This is a genomic window from Chryseobacterium luteum (assembly GCF_000737785.1).
GTDB classification, from domain to species: domain Bacteria; phylum Bacteroidota; class Bacteroidia; order Flavobacteriales; family Weeksellaceae; genus Chryseobacterium; species Chryseobacterium luteum.
In genome coordinates, this window is record NZ_JPRO01000014.1 from 263564 (window position 1) to 282181 (window position 18618).

16 protein-coding genes are annotated in these 18618 nt (G+C 34.8%); 5 read left to right on the forward strand and 11 right to left on the reverse strand.

The genetic code is table 11. The annotated features are described in order from the left end of the window. Positions 1-167: 167 nt before the first annotated feature. From IX38_RS15290 to IX38_RS15300, 3 genes are read left to right on the forward strand one after another with little or no spacing between them, the layout of a single operon-like run. Positions 168-773 carry a DUF2911 domain-containing protein gene (locus tag IX38_RS15290; protein ID WP_034706494.1) on the forward strand — a complete coding sequence of 202 codons (606 nt, stop codon included), beginning with the start codon at positions 168-170 and terminating at the stop codon, positions 771-773. A gap of 3 nt (positions 774-776) precedes the next feature. After that, positions 777-1304 (forward strand): GNAT family N-acetyltransferase, encoded by a 528-nt coding sequence (locus tag IX38_RS15295; protein WP_034706412.1) that lies wholly within the window; start codon positions 777-779, stop codon positions 1302-1304. Next, positions 1301-1660: a cupin domain-containing protein gene (locus IX38_RS15300; RefSeq protein WP_034706413.1), complete on the forward strand. Its 360-nt coding sequence runs from the start codon at positions 1301-1303 to the stop codon at positions 1658-1660. Before IX38_RS15295 ends, IX38_RS15300 begins: the two co-directional genes overlap by 4 nt. A 97-nt stretch (positions 1661-1757) precedes the next feature. Here the strand turns inward: IX38_RS15300 and IX38_RS15305 are convergent, their stop codons facing one another. The 3 genes from IX38_RS15305 to IX38_RS15315 form a co-directional block, all read right to left on the reverse strand. After that, positions 1758-2501, reverse strand: a complete 744-nt coding sequence (locus tag IX38_RS15305; RefSeq protein ID WP_034706414.1) for a dienelactone hydrolase family protein — start codon at positions 2499-2501, stop codon at positions 1758-1760. A 271-nt stretch (positions 2502-2772) separates the two neighbouring features. Then, the gene (locus IX38_RS15310) at positions 2773-3384 is read right to left on the reverse strand and encodes an HAD family hydrolase (protein WP_034706416.1); all 612 of its coding nucleotides are present in this window, start codon (positions 3382-3384) and stop codon (positions 2773-2775) included. A 298-nt stretch (positions 3385-3682) separates the two neighbouring features. Continuing rightward, the gene (locus tag IX38_RS15315; RefSeq protein ID WP_034706418.1) at positions 3683-4114 is read right to left on the reverse strand and encodes a type I restriction enzyme HsdR N-terminal domain-containing protein; all 432 of its coding nucleotides are present in this window, start codon (positions 4112-4114) and stop codon (positions 3683-3685) included. Between the two features lie 7 nt (positions 4115-4121). On the opposite strand from IX38_RS15315, the gene holA reads away from it, so the two are divergent. Together holA and trxB are read left to right on the forward strand one after the other, a co-directional pair. Beyond that, positions 4122-5159 (forward strand): DNA polymerase III subunit delta, encoded by a 1038-nt coding sequence (gene holA, locus IX38_RS15320; protein WP_034706420.1) that lies wholly within the window; start codon positions 4122-4124, stop codon positions 5157-5159. A 903-nt stretch (positions 5160-6062) separates the two neighbouring features. Further along, complete coding sequence (trxB, locus tag IX38_RS15330; protein ID WP_034706423.1) at positions 6063-7004, forward strand: thioredoxin-disulfide reductase; 942 nt, start codon at positions 6063-6065, stop codon at positions 7002-7004. 1009 nt (positions 7005-8013) lie between these two features. On the opposite strand, the gene IX38_RS15335 is transcribed toward trxB, so the two are convergent. From IX38_RS15335 to IX38_RS15370, 8 genes are all read right to left on the reverse strand, one after another. Beyond that, a complete protein-coding gene (locus IX38_RS15335; RefSeq protein ID WP_034706424.1) occupies positions 8014-8613 on the reverse strand; it encodes a hypothetical protein in 600 nt (199 codons plus the stop codon). A 39-nt stretch (positions 8614-8652) separates the two neighbouring features. Further along, complete coding sequence (locus tag IX38_RS15340; RefSeq protein WP_131368690.1) at positions 8653-9021, reverse strand: hypothetical protein; 369 nt, start codon at positions 9019-9021, stop codon at positions 8653-8655. Between the two features lie 19 nt (positions 9022-9040). Further along, the gene (locus IX38_RS15345) at positions 9041-9517 is read right to left on the reverse strand and encodes a hypothetical protein (protein WP_034706427.1); all 477 of its coding nucleotides are present in this window, start codon (positions 9515-9517) and stop codon (positions 9041-9043) included. 90 nt (positions 9518-9607) lie between these two features. Then, a complete protein-coding gene (locus tag IX38_RS15350; RefSeq protein WP_131368691.1) occupies positions 9608-10129 on the reverse strand; it encodes a hypothetical protein in 522 nt (173 codons plus the stop codon). A 229-nt stretch (positions 10130-10358) separates the two neighbouring features. Then, a complete protein-coding gene (locus tag IX38_RS15355; protein ID WP_034706430.1) occupies positions 10359-10883 on the reverse strand; it encodes a hypothetical protein in 525 nt (174 codons plus the stop codon). Position 10884: 1 nt separating this feature from the next. Next, the gene (locus IX38_RS15360; protein ID WP_034706431.1) at positions 10885-11568 is read right to left on the reverse strand and encodes a hypothetical protein; all 684 of its coding nucleotides are present in this window, start codon (positions 11566-11568) and stop codon (positions 10885-10887) included. Positions 11569-11686: 118 nt separating this feature from the next. Further along, the gene (locus IX38_RS15365; protein WP_131368692.1) at positions 11687-12214 is read right to left on the reverse strand and encodes a hypothetical protein; all 528 of its coding nucleotides are present in this window, start codon (positions 12212-12214) and stop codon (positions 11687-11689) included. Then, positions 12198-18617 (reverse strand): RHS repeat-associated core domain-containing protein, encoded by a 6420-nt coding sequence (locus tag IX38_RS15370; RefSeq protein ID WP_084680291.1) that lies wholly within the window; start codon positions 18615-18617, stop codon positions 12198-12200. Before IX38_RS15370 ends, IX38_RS15365 begins: the two co-directional genes overlap by 17 nt. Position 18618: the final 1 nt, after the last annotated feature.

Here is an 18618-nt window from a genome sequence, read left to right on the forward strand (position 1 = left end):
GGGAATCATCTGCCGGAAAAAAATACAGATTCCGCTGGGAGAAATGCTTACCTGCTCCGCAGAGCAGGGGTAGGCTATGCAGGCGGAATATGGAGGAAACAAAAATTATTGGAATTAGAGAAGGCTATTTTATTTTGATTTTTGTAAATTTAGGCAAAAATTTACACGTGAAAAAGTTACTATTTGCACTTTGCATATCAGCTTCGGCTTTAAGTTTTGCCCAGGATTACTCAGTACCGGCAGCAAGTCCGCGCCAGAAGGTAGAACAGCAGTTCTCCATGTCTAAAATCAGTATTGATTACGGAAGACCGGGAGTCAAAGGGCGTAAGATCTTCGGAGAACTCGTTCCTTACGGACAGGTTTGGAGAGCGGGCGCTAACTCATCTACTAAAATCACATTCGGGCAGTCTGTTAATTTCGGTGGAAAGATGGTTCCGGCAGGAACTTACGGTCTTTTTATCGTTCCTACAGAAAAAGAGTGGAAAGTAATATTAAATAAAGATTTCCAGCAGTGGGGCGCTTATACCTATGATCCTAAACAGGATGTGGTAGATGTTACAGTACCTGTTAATAAACTGGCAGACAAGCAGGAATGGTTTGAAATTACATTGAACCCGACCGATGAAAACTCAGGAAACCTTGTTATTAAATGGGATATGGCTGAGGCAGAAGTTGCTTTGAAACCTGCAAAACCTGATGCCGTGATCAAAATTTCAGATAAACTGAAAGAAATCAAGAAAATAGAAGCAGACGCTGCAAAAGCCAAAAGCTAAAGAATGAAATTTTCAATTCAACCTGTTTTAGAAAATCAGGAATACCAATTAATCCCCTTGCAGCAAGGGGATTTTGAGTCTTTATACGAGGTGGCTTCAGATCCGCGGGTTTGGGAGCAGCATCCCAATAAAGACCGCTATAAAAGAGAGGTTTTTGAAAACTTTTTTAAAGGAGCCATGGAAAGTGGCGGGGCCTTTAAGATCATTGAAAAATCTTCGGGAGATGTTTTAGGCAGCACGCGTTTTTATGATTTTGACGAAACGGAGAGCCATATTTTCATAGGATACACCTTCTACGGGACAAAATCCTGGGGAAAAGGCATCAATCCGCAGGTGAAAAAGCTGATGCTGGATTATATCTTCCGGTACGTGGACAAAGTGCATTTCCATATCGGGAAAGAAAATTTCCGCTCTCAGACCGCTCTGGAAAGAATAGGCGGAAAGAAGATTGCAGAAGAGGAAGTGGCTTATTTTGCAGAGCCTGCAAGGACTAATTTTGTATATGAAATCAAAAAAGAAGATCACTCATGAAAAAATATAAAATTCAAAAAGCACCGTTTGTAGTTCCTACCACAGATGGAAAACTTATAGAAGAACACTGGGGGAATTCTACAGGAAACTCCAATGTTTCCATTGCCCATATGGTAGCGCCGCCGGAATGGAGCGAGCCGCACCAGACTCCGGAGTTTGATGAATTTACCCTTATCATTTCAGGGAAAAAACAGTTTGAGATAGATGGGGAAATCATCATCCTTGAAAAAGGGCAGAGCATTCTAATAGAAAAAGGAGCAAGAGTACGTTACAGCAACCCTTTTTCAGAACCTTGCGAATATATTGCCATTTGCCTTCCTGCATTTTCGATGGATCTGGTGAACAGAGAAGATTAAATATACCGGTATAGCAGTGTAGCAATGGACCAATTCGCGGTAAAACCATTGTTACACTGTTAAACGGATAACATTGTTACATTGAAATAAATGAAATTTATTTCAGTATTTCCTTCAAAAACAACAACGTATGATTCCAGGCTCTTTTCGCCATCACTTCATTATAATCAGGTGATTTCGGATCGGTGAAAGTATGCTTTGAGTGGGCGTAGGTGATGATCTGCCAGTCCGCGTTGCCTTCATTCATTTCTTTGATCAGGTTATTATAATCTTCCGGGGTTACTCCCTGGTCATCCGCCGGGTTTTCAACCAAGATCTTTGCAGAAATAGGTCCGTTTTTTCTCGTCTGGTCCTTTCCAATACTTCCATGAATGGAAACAGCACCCACAACCGGAAGGTTTCCTCTTGCCGATTCCAAAGCGCCCGTTCCGCCGAAACAGTACCCGATCACGGCAATTTTATCGGAGATGGCCCCGTTTTTCTTCAATTGTTCCAAAGCCAGGGAAATACGCTTCTGGTAGGCATCATAATTCTGTTTGTAGTATCCTGCTGTTTTACCGGCAGAAGCATTGTCGGCAGGAATATTTCCCTCACCGTAAATATCGGCAATAAAGGCAATATACCCCTGCTTTTCAAGTTCCGAAGCCGCAGTTTTGGCTTCATCATCAATGCCTTTCCAGGCGGGCAGGATCAGGACGCCCGGCAGCTTTTTTCCTGCGTTGGAGGTTACCAGGCCGTTCAGTTTCTGTGAACCGTCCTGATAAGAGACCGTTTTAAGCTTCTGGCTGAAAAGTGTTCCTGCACTGATCATGCATGCTGTTAATAAGAGGTTGCGTATCATATTCTGTAATTTAGTAAACGTTAAAGGCTTTTGAGTATGAATTAAGAGCCTGTTTAAAATGTATTCAATAAAAATTATGATGCAGAAATAATTACTAAAGAAACATATTCCTCTTGCAGATTACGCAGATTTATTTCAGTTATAAAAATCTGCGTAGTCTGCCAAATCTGCGAGATTTTTAAAATTTAAACAGCCTCTAATAAAAAAATCCTCAACTAAATTACAGAAAATAACTTATATTGAGGATGAATATTATGATAAATAAACCTTATCAGAATTGAATTCCCAGGTCCGCCAGTTCCTTTTCCAGATCAGTATCCGGATCAATTTTAATGGTTTTAAAACCCAGCGAAGCGGCCATTTCTGTATTTTTAGGATTATCATCTATGAAAACAGATTCATCCGCCTTAAGATGGTATCTTTCCAGCAGGATATGCCATATTTCAGGGTCCGGTTTGATCAGTTTTTCTGCTCCTGAAACTACAATTTTCCCGTTAAAAAGCTGAAAGAAATCATAATTTTCCAGGGCATAAGGAAAAGTTTCCTCAGACCAGTTGGTCAGCCCGAATAATTGATAATCCGTACGGCTTAGGCGTCTTAAAATCTCTACATTTTGCGGAATATCACTTCTCAGCATCACGGTCCAGTTATCGTAATAGGCCCTGAGCTCTTTTTCCCATTCAGGGAATTTTTTCACCTGGATTTCTGTACCTTCTGCCAGGCTTCTTCCCTGGTCCTGTTCTTCATTCCAATCCGACTGGGCAATATGCCGGAGGAAATACTCCATCTTTTCATCGTCATTGAAATAATCTTTGAAAAAATATCTGGGATTCCAATCCACTAATACACCTCCAAAATCGAAGATAATATTCTTAATTTCCATATATGCTTTTAAGCTTTTTTAATTTTACCTAACCACAAAAGTCGCAAAAGTTTTGATATTTAAACCCTTTAGAATACATAAATTTCAAAAGATTATTATTCTGAGAACATTAAGTTCATATAAGCAGAAGATCAAAAAAATTATAAAACTTACGATAACTAAAGTGTTTAAAAAGCTTTTGTGACTTTTGTGGTTGATATAAACCTAAACCACCCCGTCAAAAATTCTTTGAATTTTCGACACCCCTCCGGAGGAGGGGAATGTGATGCCTGCCAATTAAAAATTTGTGGTTACAAATTTACTCCGGTTTATAGAACTGGTACTGCCCGTTTTCATAGTACGCATTGATATGCTGCAGGCCATTCGTCAGGATAATTTCTTTTGCCCCGATAATGGAGTTGTATCTTGCCGTCTGCTCAAACGTTTTCTCTGTCAGCCTGATTTGTGGTGCCTTGCATTCGATCAGGATAATGGGCTCTGTTTTCTCGGTAACGAGGAGGTCTATTCTTTTGGTAAGTCCGTTCAGAAGGATCTTTTTTTCGGTAATAAGTGCTGACGGGGAATAAGCTTTTACGGTAAGATAATAGTGTACCCAGTGCTGCCTCACCCATTCTTCGGGGGTAAGGAGAAGGTAAGTTTTGCGGACCAAGTCATAAATAAAAAACTTATCTTTGTCTTTCTTGAATTTAAAATCAAAAGTTTCCTGAAAATTCAGTTTTGGAAGTTCCATTAATAAGATGAAAGAATTAGATTTAATCCTCAAAAATATTAAAAATAAAGAAGTTTTACCTATTTATTTTTTCCACGGAGAAGAACCTTACTTTATTGATGTTGCCATAAAAGTGCTTGAACACGACTTTCTGGAGGAAGACGAAAAAGCTTTTAACCAGACCGTAGTGTACGGAAAAGATACTTCCTATCAGGAGATCCTTTCCCTGGCCAGGCAGTTCCCGATGATGGGGGACAGGCAGGTGATCATTATAAAGGAAGCCCAGGATCTGAAGCTGAATGAAGAAGAAAACAGGATTTTGGAAGCCTATGTTGAAAATCCCGTCCCGTCTACAGTGCTTGTTTTTGCCCACAAGCATAAAAAGCTGGACAGCAGGAAAAAAGCCGCAAAAGCCCTGGACAAAGCAAAGGCTCTCTTCTTAAGTGAATCGGTTAGGGATACCAATCTGCCGAAATGGATTGCGGACGAATGCGCACAGCTCAAAATTAAAACGGCTCCGAATATCTCCAATCTCCTTGCGGAATATCTGGGGAATGACCTTTCAAGAATTGCCAACGAACTGAATAAGCTGAAGATCATCCTAAAAGAAGGTGAGATACTGGACGGAACGATCGTGGAAAACCATATCGGGATCAGCAAAGAATATAATGTTTTTGAGCTTCAGAAAGCTTTAGGAGCCAAAAATGCTGATGCTGCCTTCAGGATTGCTCATTTTATGGGTAAAAATCCAAAGAACAATCCTTTTGTGATGATGCTTGCCAGTCTTTACAGTTACTTTTCCAATGTGATCATTTACCAGACGATGGCCGGACAGCCGCCACAGGTTATTGCTTCACAAATGGGTGTTAACCCTTATTTTATTAAAGATTATGCGGAAAGCGCAAGATTGTATCCTTTGAAGCATGCAACAAGGGTCATTTCGATCTTGAGAGAATTTGATATGAAAGGAAAGGGCCTTGGTGCTGTGAATATGAGCGAGGCGGAACTCATCAAAGAGCTTGTCTATAAGATTATCAATGTGGATAAGATTAAGATGAAAGTTTAAAATGAGAAATAAGGTATTTTTACTTACGGTATTGAATTTTCTGTTTTTATTTTTTGTGAGTATTTTAATTCTATCATTTATTTTTTTCTATCCATATTATTCCCAGGCAAGTTATGAGGATGTTACTGTACTAAATAATACAGATATTGGGAGATTCGGTTTTGGCAGCATTAAAGTCAATATGCTTTTTTTTATTTTAAAATTAATTTTTATATCAATATCAACCAGCTTTTTATATTTAAAAGTGATATATAAATCTCAAAAATATATTTCGTTACTTATTGTTACTTCAGTAAATCTTTTTCTGTACTCTGTATTTAATGATTATTGGAATTGGGTGGTTTATCCTTTTGGCCGTTTTTCACTATTTAATATAATTGTTGTTTTAAGTTTATTTTTTCTTTTCTGGTTTTTGGTCGTCAATTCCAAAAAGTTTAGTTTAAAATAATGAATTTGTTTAAACTTCTTTATTGGAGAATCGCAAAGGCGCAAAGTTTTTTTAACTGTATGGATGTTTTTAAGGCGCAAGAAAATCAAAGATTTTCAGTAAAAATTCTATAGTAAAAAAGTTAAAGCCTGTTTAAATTATATTCAATAAATTATAATGCAGAAATAATTAGTAAAAAAAAATATTCTCTTGCATACCAAGGAGGTTTATTTCAGTTATAAAAATCTGCGTAATCTGCTAGATTTTAAAAATTAAACAACCTCTTAGAAATTTTATCGCAGATAAAATTTTTGCGCATTTGCGATTGGCCAACTGTGTAAAATATAAATTTAAACAGATTTAATATATAAATCTGATATTTCATATTGACAAGTATCATTAAAAATACTTTAATAAAACATTAAAAATTACGAAATTAGCAGACTGAATTAAAATCTTTTTGAACAAAGTAAATTATGGAACAAAATATTTTAGATTGTGTGATCGTTGGATCCGGGCCTTCCGGTTTTACAGCAGCTATTTATGCAGCAAGAGCAGACCTGAAACCGGAGCTGTACACAGGTTTGGAACCGGGCGGACAATTGACCACAACTACGGAGGTTGATAACTTTCCAGGATATCCGGCAGGGATTACAGGACCTGAAATGATGATGGATCTGCAGAAGCAGGCGGAAAGATTCGACACGAAAGTTCATTACGAAATGATCACTAAAGCTGAGTTCTCTAAAGAAAACGGCGGTGTTCACAAACTATACGCAGGAAACAAAGAGATCCTGGCCAAAACGGTTATTATCTCCACAGGGGCTACCGCAAAATATCTGGGCCTTGCAGATGAGAAAAAATATGCAGGAGGCGGTGTTTCGGCATGTGCTACATGCGACGGATTCTTCTACAGGGGAAAAGATGTAGTGGTAGTAGGAGCAGGAGATACAGCAGCAGAAGAAGCCACTTATCTTGCCAAATTGACCAGAAAAGTAACGATGCTGGTGAGAAAAGACGTTTTCAGGGCTTCTAAAGCAATGATCCACAGGGTGGAAAACACTCCGAATATTGAAGTGAAATTCAACCATGAGCTGATCGGCATTGAAGGAGAAAACAGCCTTGTGGAAAGAGCCATGATCATCAACAACCAAACGCAGGAAACCTCTGCCGTTGATGTAGAAGGGATCTTCATCGCCATTGGCCACAAGCCGAATACGGATATCTTCGCAGGACAGATAGACCTTGACGAAAACGGGTATATCCTTACTGAAAAAGGATCTACAAGAACCAATCTTCCGGGCGTATTTGCTGCAGGAGATGTTCAGGATCATATCTACAGACAGGCGATCACTGCTGCAGGAAGCGGATGTATGGCGGCTATGGATGCAGAAAAGTATCTGGCTGAATTACATTAATAATTCAGATTGTACAATACAGAGCGTACCCGGTGGGTGCGCTTTTTTTGTTTAGATAATTTACATTTCAATACCTTAAACTTTATAAAAATCAAAGAAGCTTCTATTCGCAACAATAAAAAAATCTGCTGAATCTCCATGATCCGCGTGAGGAATAGGCTTTAGCCTTCCGGCAGTTCTGAACTTCCTCCGGGTGGTCTGTCAACTCTCTATTACCACTTAATTAAGTGTCTTTAACCGGTTGTTGAAATGGTTTTACCCATTAGAAAAGCAGGTATAGCGGCTTATGAACTTCCTCCGGGCAGTTCATGAAGTATCTCCGGGCTATTCGTAAGTGGTGCGGGACAGTTACTGAACTGCCTTTAGCTACTTGACTAACCGCTTTTACCCTCTTATGAAAGGGGATTTAGCCCCCTGGGTAAGGGGGTGTAGGGACTTATGCAAGGGGTTGCCGGCAGTTATAGAAGGGGGTAGTGGCTATAAACAAAAAAACAGCTTCCGGTGGTGGCAGATAATTTAAACACAGAAAGCAGTCTGACAGTCCTGCAAAGGGTATTAAGAAAGTATAACAGTACCAATGAATCACTGATTCATCATTGTGACTGTGGCCTTTAGTATTGCCTGAATGAATATTAGATGATTCTGTAAAAATATCGATTAAATGTAGTATAGCCTAAAATTTGATCCTTATGAAAATACGATTACAAAAAGAGTAAACGGTATTTTAAAGTATGAATTTGATATTGATAAACATATATTAATATTGATATGAGAAGGAAAATGGTAGATCAGGCTATTGAAGTTTATAAGGAACTACGTCCACATTTTCAAATCATATCTAATTTCAAATCATATGCACAGACAATCACAAAAAACTATAAAAACAAAAACCAGAGCAAAAACTTTTTTGCTCTGGTCCAATTATTTATTTTTGTCCTTTAATCTATATCGGATTTTCCGGACTAGTAAAAGGACAGATTTATACATTATACTCAATAATTGTAGATAACTACTGTTTATTAGCATCATTCTGCGTGATGTTCAAAAACAAACTGTCCTCTATTATAGGTTGTGCTATAAATTTCGTCTTCCCAAAATTAAGTTTTGAAAATCTTCGTAAGTATTCTCCTTCGGGATAATTTCCTTTTAATACTTTGTCATAAGGATAATAGTTTTGTTTATACTTTGAAGAATATTTTTCTAATGGGGCAGATTGTTTGATAATTAACTTATATTTTACACTCAATTTTTCCCTTTCTTTTAAATAAAAAACAGAGTTTCCATCACCAGGTCTTTCGTCCCCTATAAAATCAGCGTTTCCAATTTCAGTTAGATAAGCATTGTGAATACTATCTAGTTTTTTTTGATAAAATTTTGAAAATTGATTATCCTCTATTATAGCATATACATTTATAGGAAAATCTCTTTCTTTCCCACCTTGGGTAGAAAAATCTTTGAATTTCTTATCTCCAAATTCAAGTGTATTCGGTACTGGGAAAACAATGTTTTGAGAAGTATTATTTTCAAATATAAGAATCAATTCATTATCGTTTTTAATATACTCTAAGCTAAAAGTATTATTCTTTTTCTGCTTTTGCTTACAAGACAATAAACAAAATATTATTAATAAAGCTAATGTGATATTTTTTCATTTTAAAGTACTTTTTAAATAATTATTAAAAATTGGTTGTATCTTGGGTTTTAAGATATCAAAACTTTTAAAGTTACTTACTTCAGTATTAAATGCACCCATATTCAAATTAAGCTTTTCCCACTTCCTAAACATAATATATTGTTGTTCCCATCTGGAAGTATAGTATTCATGTACTCTAACACGTTGATGAGTTGCAGTAAGCTCTTCTACATCAAATAGTCTGGCATTATTTAAAATAGAATGAAAAATCTCGTGTCCCATTGTTAAGTCCAATTGCTCTAAACTTATGAATGTTCCTTTTGGTAAATATATTCTTTGCCATACAATAATATTATTATGTGTAAGAACTTCGTTAATCCCCAAGATCTTCTTTCTCCATTGACTAAAGATCTTTATTACTACTTCCACCAAATGAATAGCCTTGGCTTACTATGTAAGGGCTTAAGTCACTTGTTTCATCTACAAAATGCCAACTACCGCGGATAAATTGATTTTTATAGTGAGCATTTGCTACTTTTAATACTGTATCACGGCTGAAAGCAGCTTCCGTTGTGCCATTTAAAGTATTATCATCACTAACAAGCATTTCACTTACACTGTATTCATATCCGGCATTAATTCCATCAGTAGAAGACAAATTAAATGTATAATTTATTCCTGTAAATCCTATTAATGCACTTTTAAAGATATTTTGTCCGGTTGCTATTCCATTAAATATACTTCCAACAGATCCAACTATGGAATTTGCAATAAACTTAGTTCCATATACATTATATTGCTTATTCCCTGGCCATATAGGGTGGATTACCTTGAAGTCTTCTGTTTTTATATTTAAAAGACTTGATATTAGCTTTTCCAATATAGAATTTATTATTTTGCCTCTAAAATAATAAGAACAGGAGAACCCTGTTCTTACTTCAATGTCCTTTTATTAATTTCAATAAACAATTTATCTTACAAAAGGTATTTTAGCATCAATACTATCATCTAATAAGCGGTAGCCTTTACTTTCTAATTCATTAATATACTGTTTACAGATTAGCGGCATACCATTTTGTTCATTATGCCTCGATTCGGCAACTCTAATATAATTACCTGCTTTAGAAAAATCATAAATACCTCTTTCCATAAAATTTAAGCTTAAAGTGGTATCCATTTTCTGTTTAGGCTTTAATATAATCAGATCATTTTTACAATCTATCGCTTCACGAGAACGATATCCTCTTGAAAAATTTACAGGATCTAATTTTTTATTATTCAACATCCAATACGAATTACCAACAAAACCATATGGATCGATAATATATGTAAAATTAGAATTGTTCTTTATAGTAAATATTACTGGCTCATCTGCTATTAGTTTTACAGGTGTTTTGACAAGTATATCAATATCATTACTTTTATTTAACTTCATTTGTGGTGAACAAAAAGTACAGCTAAGACATGATATTATTACAACAATTCTTTTCATATTATATATATGTTAAGGTATTTAATTAATACAGACTAATAGTCGTTAATATTCAGAGATTCCAAGGTCCATTGATCCTGTCCATTCTGCTGTGAATTGATACGATGAGATCTCATTTAAAGTACTGACTAAAAATAATATATGGTATTTTTTCTGTAAAATAAGTAAGAACAGGGTTCTCCTGCTCTTACTCTAATGCCTTATTTTTTATTGAGGTCAATAATCAAATTTATTTTACAAAAGGTATTTTTGCTACAATACTATCTTCCAGTACTCGGTACCCCTGACTTTCCAATATTTTGATATATGAATCACACCCTAATAATGTGGCGTTTTGCCTATTATGCTTTGATTTTACGTTTAAAATATAATTACCTTGTTTTGAAAAATCATAAATACCTTTATTATAATAATCTAAATTTATATATGTACTAATTTTTTGAGAAGGATTCAATATAATTAAATCATCCTTACAAAGTTCATTATCATCACGCTTATAATGTCCTCTAAAGAAATCAGCAGGTTCTATCTTTTTACCATCAACAATCCAATAAGAATTGCCAATAAACCCAAATGGATCAATAATGTAGCTTTCTTTGCTATTATTTATTATAGTATACATTTTATCATTTTCCCCGTTTAGTTTACCAGGTGTTTCTAATAGAATATCTATTTGCTTACTTTTATTTAACTTCATTTGTGGTGAACAAAAAGTACAGCCAAGACATGATATTATTACAATAATTCTTTTCATATTATTTATATTTTAAGGTATTTAAATAATAAAGGCTAATAGTCATTAAATATTCAAAGATTCCAGAGTCCATTGATCCTGTCCATTCTGCCGTGAATTGATATGATGAGATCTCATTTAGAGCATTAACTAAAGGGTCATTACCCTGAAGTATACCGTTTTTCCAATTAGTATAATGCTTGACCTCATGTATCATTACACTACCTAATCCAAAATTAGTTCTTTTTCCGTTAAGTAAAGCGGGTGCTAATATCATTTTTCCGGTAACAGGATTTGTTATTCCTCTTGCTACGTCCTTTTGAAATCCGTTAGAATATTCAAGAAAGTCATTCTTATTAATATTAAATTTCACATAACCTTTTGCCCATTCATCCATTGTGTCTTTATTTGCTACAGCAATCCAAGCATCTTTGGGAACAAGAACAGAAGCCATAGCACTAAATGAATACATGCTTGCCGGAGCACTAGGATTTATACCTAAAAGATTTAATACAGTACTTAAAGCATCTTTACTACCGCCACTTATTCCAAATTTATCTTCCGTATAATCATTAGACATCATATAATGTTTATATCCGGCATTAATTCCATCAGTAGAAGATAAATTAAATGAATAATTTATTCCTGAAAATCCTATTAGTGCACTTTTAAAAATATTTTGTCCGGTTGCTATCCCATTAAACATACTTCCAACAGATCCAACTATGGAATTTTCAATAAATTTTGTGAAATAATGAAAACAAAAATCCTCTTGAATTTATCAAGAGGATTTTAATAATTACTATTATATGTGTAGACTTCAATTATCCTAATCCTATAAGCTCTTTGCTATCAAAAACCCATTTACCATCTATCTGTTTAAAATAATAAATCTCAAATTTTGTACCATTGCCTAGAGATTTAATAACTTCAACAGAAGCATATTGATTATTCCTACTTATAATAAAATTAACAAAAGAAACTTTTACGATATTATTTCGTTTTTGAAAAGTATTATCAGTATCTAAAAAAAGAGAATAATTACCTATTTTTTTTGGTATTTTTTCAATTTTAATGTACTCATTAAATATTTTTTCATCATTTAAATTGAACTTATTTTGAAATTTTTCAATAACTATTTTCTGATCTGATTTAATTTCACCAACATATTGGTAAACTCCTACAGTTAAAGAATCATTAGATATATTAAAATAATCTAAATTATCTAATAGTACAGATAAATTTTCCGTAATTAATTCATTAGCTAACTGAACTTTTCTTTCTCTATTTTGACAAGAAAAGCAGGACAAGAAAAGCGCAAAAAGCGCTAAATATTTAAAATTTCCAACCATGTATATTTGTTTTAAATAAATTTTCATCGTAAGGCCAAAATATTCCCGTGGCTTGTTTTTCAAAAGCATTTCCATACTCATAATTATAATTATCTAATCCTTTTTTAAATCTTGCATAATGTACAAGTTCATGTAAAGTAGTTATACCTAAAGAAAAAGAATATGCATTAATGGCTGTTTTTACAGTTAATCTTTCTAATGTCATAACCATAAGCTTGTTAATAGTAATATTAAAAGGAGAATATGCACTTGTTTTACCCCCAACATTCCACTTATTTTCATAATCTTTTCCATTACCACTATGAAATACAGATACAATTTCATCAATTTTAAGAGGAAGGTTTCTGATACTTTCCATATTTAATAATGCTGACATCTCTTCTTTAGACATTCCAGAATTATCTATAAATGCTTGTGCTACAATGTCTGTATTTAAGACAAAATCGTGTAGTTTAGTTAATACTTTATAATATCTAGGATATTTATTTTTGATTTGATCTATATTAAGTGATTCATTACCAAATGATTCATTTGTAATAGAGTACATATTATCTGTAGAGGTAATCTTATTTTGAAATAAATCAAATGTATAATTTATTCCTGTGAATCCTATTAGTGCACTCTTAAAAATATTTTGCCCGGTTGCTATCCCATTAAACATACTTCCAACAGATCCAACTATGGAATTTGCAATAAACTTAGTTCCATATACACTAATATTGCTTACCCCCTGACCAATGGCAGCTCCGGCAAACGCACCTCCCACTACAGAAGTCCAGGTGTTCTTCCAATCCCATTTTACAGGATTATAATTTCCATGATTGGCCTGAACACCGGAAAAATAACTTCCTACTATAGCCCCAATAAACCACGCCCAAAACTCTCCACTTGGATCATTATACATCATCGGGTTATTCATTACGTACCCATACTTATTATAATTCTGAGTATTGGTAGGATCCTGAATATTTTCATCGGCGTTTAGGAATCTTCGCAATAATGGATCATATAATCTACCATTCATATGTATAATCCCAACTTCTAGGAAATGCTCATGGCTTGTATAACCACGATCTGTAACTAGACCGAATTTTGCTATGGCTTCCTCTATTCCTGATTTTTGGGTAATTATACTTCCAGTGCCTAACTGTAAATGGGTAAGATTTCCCCATGCATCAAAGTGTCTTTGTTCTAATTTTTTACCTGTTTCATCACTAATTGCAAGAATACTTCCCAAATAATCTTTATGTAAAAATTTGTAAGAACCTGATGTGTCTTTATAATTCTTCAAATAAATAATATTGCTCTCATAGGGTGTTCCACCAATATAAAGAGTATGTTTTTCTAATTTAGTATTATTATCAATTGTCACTTCAAAGCTCCCATCTTCACTATATAATTTTATGAATTTACCTGCTTTATTGGGTCCAAAATTACCTCCATAAGAAACTTTCTGACGCATTGATGTTAGTCCATACTCAAAATTTACATCTCCTTTTAGCCCGTCAATAAATACAGGATCATTATTTTCGTTATAGGTTATGGTCTGAATCAGATCATTATTATAATTCTGGGCTCCGGCTGTATTTAAAATCATTCCTGTTGGCTGGTAAACCTTAGTTGAATTTTCAAATTTGATTGCACCTACTTGGTCGTTTTGTGTTATCCTTCCTTTAACATCGTATGTATTTCGGTTGGCAGAAGGTATAGCTCCCGTTATGGGATCTGTCCAATTGACCAAACGATTATTATCATCATAATTAAATGACTCATTTATATTAAAATCTCCTCCTGTACTTTTGCTTTTCAACTCATTCTTTATGGCATCAAATGAATATGCTATTTGAAGAATATTTGGTTTAATGGCAGATGAATGGTTGATATTGGTTAAGAACCCATTATTGTCATAGGTATTATTAATAGTGGCAGTACCTAATTTAGATGTAAGATCTTGACCTTTGGCATTGGCGCTTTGAAGCTCCCAAAGTATTAAGTCTGTTTTTTTATCCTTGAATTGATACAATTCACCGTTCCAGTCATTATATTTATGTATAATTGTTACTGTTGTAACAATGCCTGAAGAAGATAAACTTTTTGTGTAAGATGTAACTCTTGACTTATCATCATAGAAAATTCCGTTTTGAGTGTAAACTCTACCATTACTCTTTTCAATACGTGATTTTATTCTGCCAAAAGTGTCGTATTCAAAACTTGAACTATAAGGTTTTCCATTCGATGTTCCTGATTTTAAAGTAATCCTGCCAAAACCGTCATAATCAAAAGTAATATTTTTAATTGTAGAAATACCATCCGATGATAATTCTACTTGATTGACGAGCTGTCCAAAATTATTATAAGTATATTGTTTTGTGCCTTTTGGGCTTATAATTTTCTTAGGTTGTCCAAGCCCATTATATTCATACTCATACACCCCATTCGAAGGATCGTTGAATTCTGATTTTCTTCCCCAGGAATCATACTTTGTGATAACGGTATTTTCAGCATAACTGGCCTCGGTTTGTTCTCCTGCAGCATTGTAGGAGAATTGTATAGTTCCTCCTTTATCTGTGGTAGAGATGACATTCCCTAAGGCATCGGTAATTTTGGAATTGGTTCTTGTATATCCGTTAATTTCTTTTACGGTTGTTAAGAATCCTGAAACAGCTGTTTCTGTCTGTTTGCCGTTAAATGCAGTTGCTGTTACTTTAGCCGGATATACGGAGTCATCATAGGCAATACTATTCCACTGGTTGGCGCTTTGGCCCTCAAAATAAGGTTCAGATTCTTTAATTTTTCTTCCTAAAGCATCAAATTGAGTCTCCTTTGATATAAACTGTCCCTGACCAAAAGCTTTAGTTGAAGTTTTGTACTCCTGTTCCCGTACATTGGTGAATTTTTTCGATAGATTACCGTCCGGATCATTTTGGGTAACAATGATATTAGAGTTATTATCTCTTTCATATTGGTACGACGTAGTTCCGCTTAAACTGGATGTGGAAGTTAATAATTTACCCCAGCTATCATATGTATTGGTAATCGTATTATTAAAGGGGTCTGTTTTAATTGTTATCTGCCCCCAATCGTTGTAATCAATCCCGGTTTGTAATCCTAGATTATCGGTTTGTTTTACAACAAACCTGCCTTTAGGATCATACTGGTAACCTGACGTTATCGTCCCGGAATCTGCACTATTACCAGATACTTTTTGTGTAATATTTCCAAAATTATCATAAGTAAAAGTGTCTAAAGTATATGCGTTATTATCCCTGTTCCATGTTTTTAAGGTTTTTACAAGGTTATTTTCATAGGTAAACTCTTCTTTACTGCTTTTGCTGTCACCATATGCCTGAACAACCTTTGTATTGGATGTTGGACGTCCTATGTAATAGTTTCCCCCAACCCCTAAAGGATTGTTATCATATAGATAATTAGAAGTTGTCACAGCATATGAAGTATTGATCTTCGAGATCGTTTGTGACGGCAGATAGTACTGACCATAAGTAACTGTACTTTCTGCCGTAGCATCTGTTAAGAAATCTTTCGCTTTGGTTATTTTAGGGAAAATCACCGTAACCACCTTAGCCTTGTCTGCATCAGAAACGGTTGTTACTACCTGACCATTTAAGAGCTTATCCGCTTGATAAATTGTAGATTTAAAGCTCAGCAGCTGGGTATTGTTTTCAGAAATATCTTCCGGAAAAATTTTAGAGTTATCATTGGTTCTGATAGACCATTCTTTAACCGGGGCTCCTTCTTTTAGGGGGTCTGTTTCAGTTCCTGACCATATTTTTGTGTTCTCAAAACCCTCTGCATACCATGAGGAACTTGCCATTTGTCTAAAACCAATGGTTTTCTTATTGTGCAGGTTTATGATAAGCCCACGATAACGGAAATTTTTAAATCTACTAACCTGATTACTACTTTCAGAAATGACTGAAACTAATTCTGAATTTACTTCTCCAAGTTCCATTAATGGATATTGTTCATTTTTTATGGGCTTATAATATCCTCTAAGGACATCTGAGCCATCATAAAGAACCCTTGTTCCTATTCCCCCCTGTATGATATTGTAAATTGGTGATTTTTGAAGGTTAGAATAATGATAAAAGGGAGTGACTCCGCCAATATATTGATTGTTGCTAGGGGTATAAACATATAATTGATTCTGTCTTAATCCTAAAATCTCTCTAAAAATAAGGGGAGCATTGTAATTAGTGGTAACTACCGGGTTAGCTCCAAATTGGATTTTTCCATCCAAATACCCCTGATTTTCACTGACCTTTATGTTGAGTGAGGAATTTGCAGAAGAAGGGGAGGTAATATTATAGTCGGTGGCAAAATTTATAATATCAGACTTTCCATCTGCGTTAATGTCTAAAACTCTGGCTGTAGAATAATTACCATATTGAGAAGTAGTTAAACTATAAGTCCCGTTAAAATCATTAAAATAAGGTGTTTTTAAGAAGCTCTTTCCTGTATTGAGGTTTATAATATAGTGATTATTGACGTCTGTACGCACAAATAAATCAGAGATGCCATCCCCGTTAAAATCCCCGACTTGTACCTGAGAAGAAACACCGGAATAGTCCGCAGAAAAAACTTCAGATAAGCTCATATTGCCCTGTAAGTCTTTTTTCAGATTATATGCCTGTAGAGTATTTCCAGGTACAGACTCCCCATTTATTGTAGTATAATTTGTAGATAAAGATTTCCCAATGTCATCAATTCCATCACCGTTAAAATCACCCAAAAGAAGATCTTTATCAAAATCAAATTGAAAAAAGGGAAAGGAGTTGTCCTGCTGTTTTACAGTAATATATTTACTTTCATCATAAGTATATGTTTGGCAATCATCCTCTGTCGGGAATTGATTTTCCGGTATAGTACATACTCTATTTGTTATCGTATTATTTTTTGATATCAAGACTTCAGATACACCATCTCCATCAATATCATATGGAATAAGTTTAGTTATATTCGTTACTTTTTCATATCTATCGAAAACATTAGAGAAATTACTTTCACTTTCATCCCATTGATTGCGCGGAATAACTTTTGTCGCTGCCAAATATAGGGCATTAGGATAAAGAAAGCCTGAACCGGTATAAGAAACTGGTTTTGTCAAATCAATAAGATAATAATTAAGGGTTAAATCTCTGGTTGTGGGATTTACCTGGTAGGAAACAAACCCTTGTCTGCTCTTGACAACATTATTACCGTCTTTAATATTTATTGGAATCGCAGCTGTATAAACATTCTCTGTACCTAAATAATACTTGGGTAAGCTATCTTCATAATGCAGATAATAACCTTCTGGACTACCACCAGACGCGTTTTTATATATAATAGCATCCAAAGAATGAGTTCCGCGAAAGTCACCATTCAAGGCAAGATTGTGAAAACTTGACCAGCTTGAATCATGAAGATAGCTGTTACTGGACTGAGATTCATATCTAAAAAATTCAATTGGGTGAGCGGGTTGGTTTTCTGAATTATACTCCTGTATTTTTTCTACAAACTGGTATTTTGTATCGTCAGACTTGTATATGATGTCATATTTTTTATACTGAGAGTTATTAGTTTTTACTACAATAGTGTTTAATAACTTATCTTGAATAAAGGATATGCCATTCATATAAGATTGTTCTTTAAGTCCGCGTGCTGTAGTTACATTATAGTTAAACACAATTTCATTAAAATGAGGCTTCCCTAAAGTTTCATTTCCTCCCCATTTAATGGAAGATATTACTGCAACATTAGTTCCTGTATCTTGTGAGTAATTATATGTGATATAATTTCCCTGTGGGTCTTTCCATTTCACAATATTATATTCCAAAGGAGTTCTGGCGGTACTGGCACCTGAGCTTGTTGCTCCATACCAAGCCTGTGACCCATCCGAAAAGGTGGCTTCCCAATATTCAGGCCCTTTCCATATTTGTCCCGTAATAGCACCAATAGACTTAATTTTTGTATTGGAAAATTTTTCTGTGACGTATTGGGCTCCATCTTTTCCATATTCACCGGACTTTAAAACTAGCCTTTGCCCGTTGAAATTATAAAAATCAAATTCGTCCAACTGAACACCTTTGATTTCTCCATCTTTTTCAATATTCTTTCCGACTCTTGAAATTGAACTAATGCCGGAAATATTCCAGCCATAGCCTGAAATTCCATTGGATGCACCGCTGGTATAGACAAGATTTACCTGCGGTGTTACACTTTCTATACCCGGCGGTAGAGCAATTGGTAAAGCAAATTGAAGCTGTCCAGCTCCATTGACCTCAATATTTCCTTTGGTAACATGAACATTCTGTACCGGGGCTATTTGTGCAAAACTTACCATAGAGATCAGGAGCAGCACAAAGGAGGAAAAAAATCTCTTTTTGTTGTTATAATATTTCATA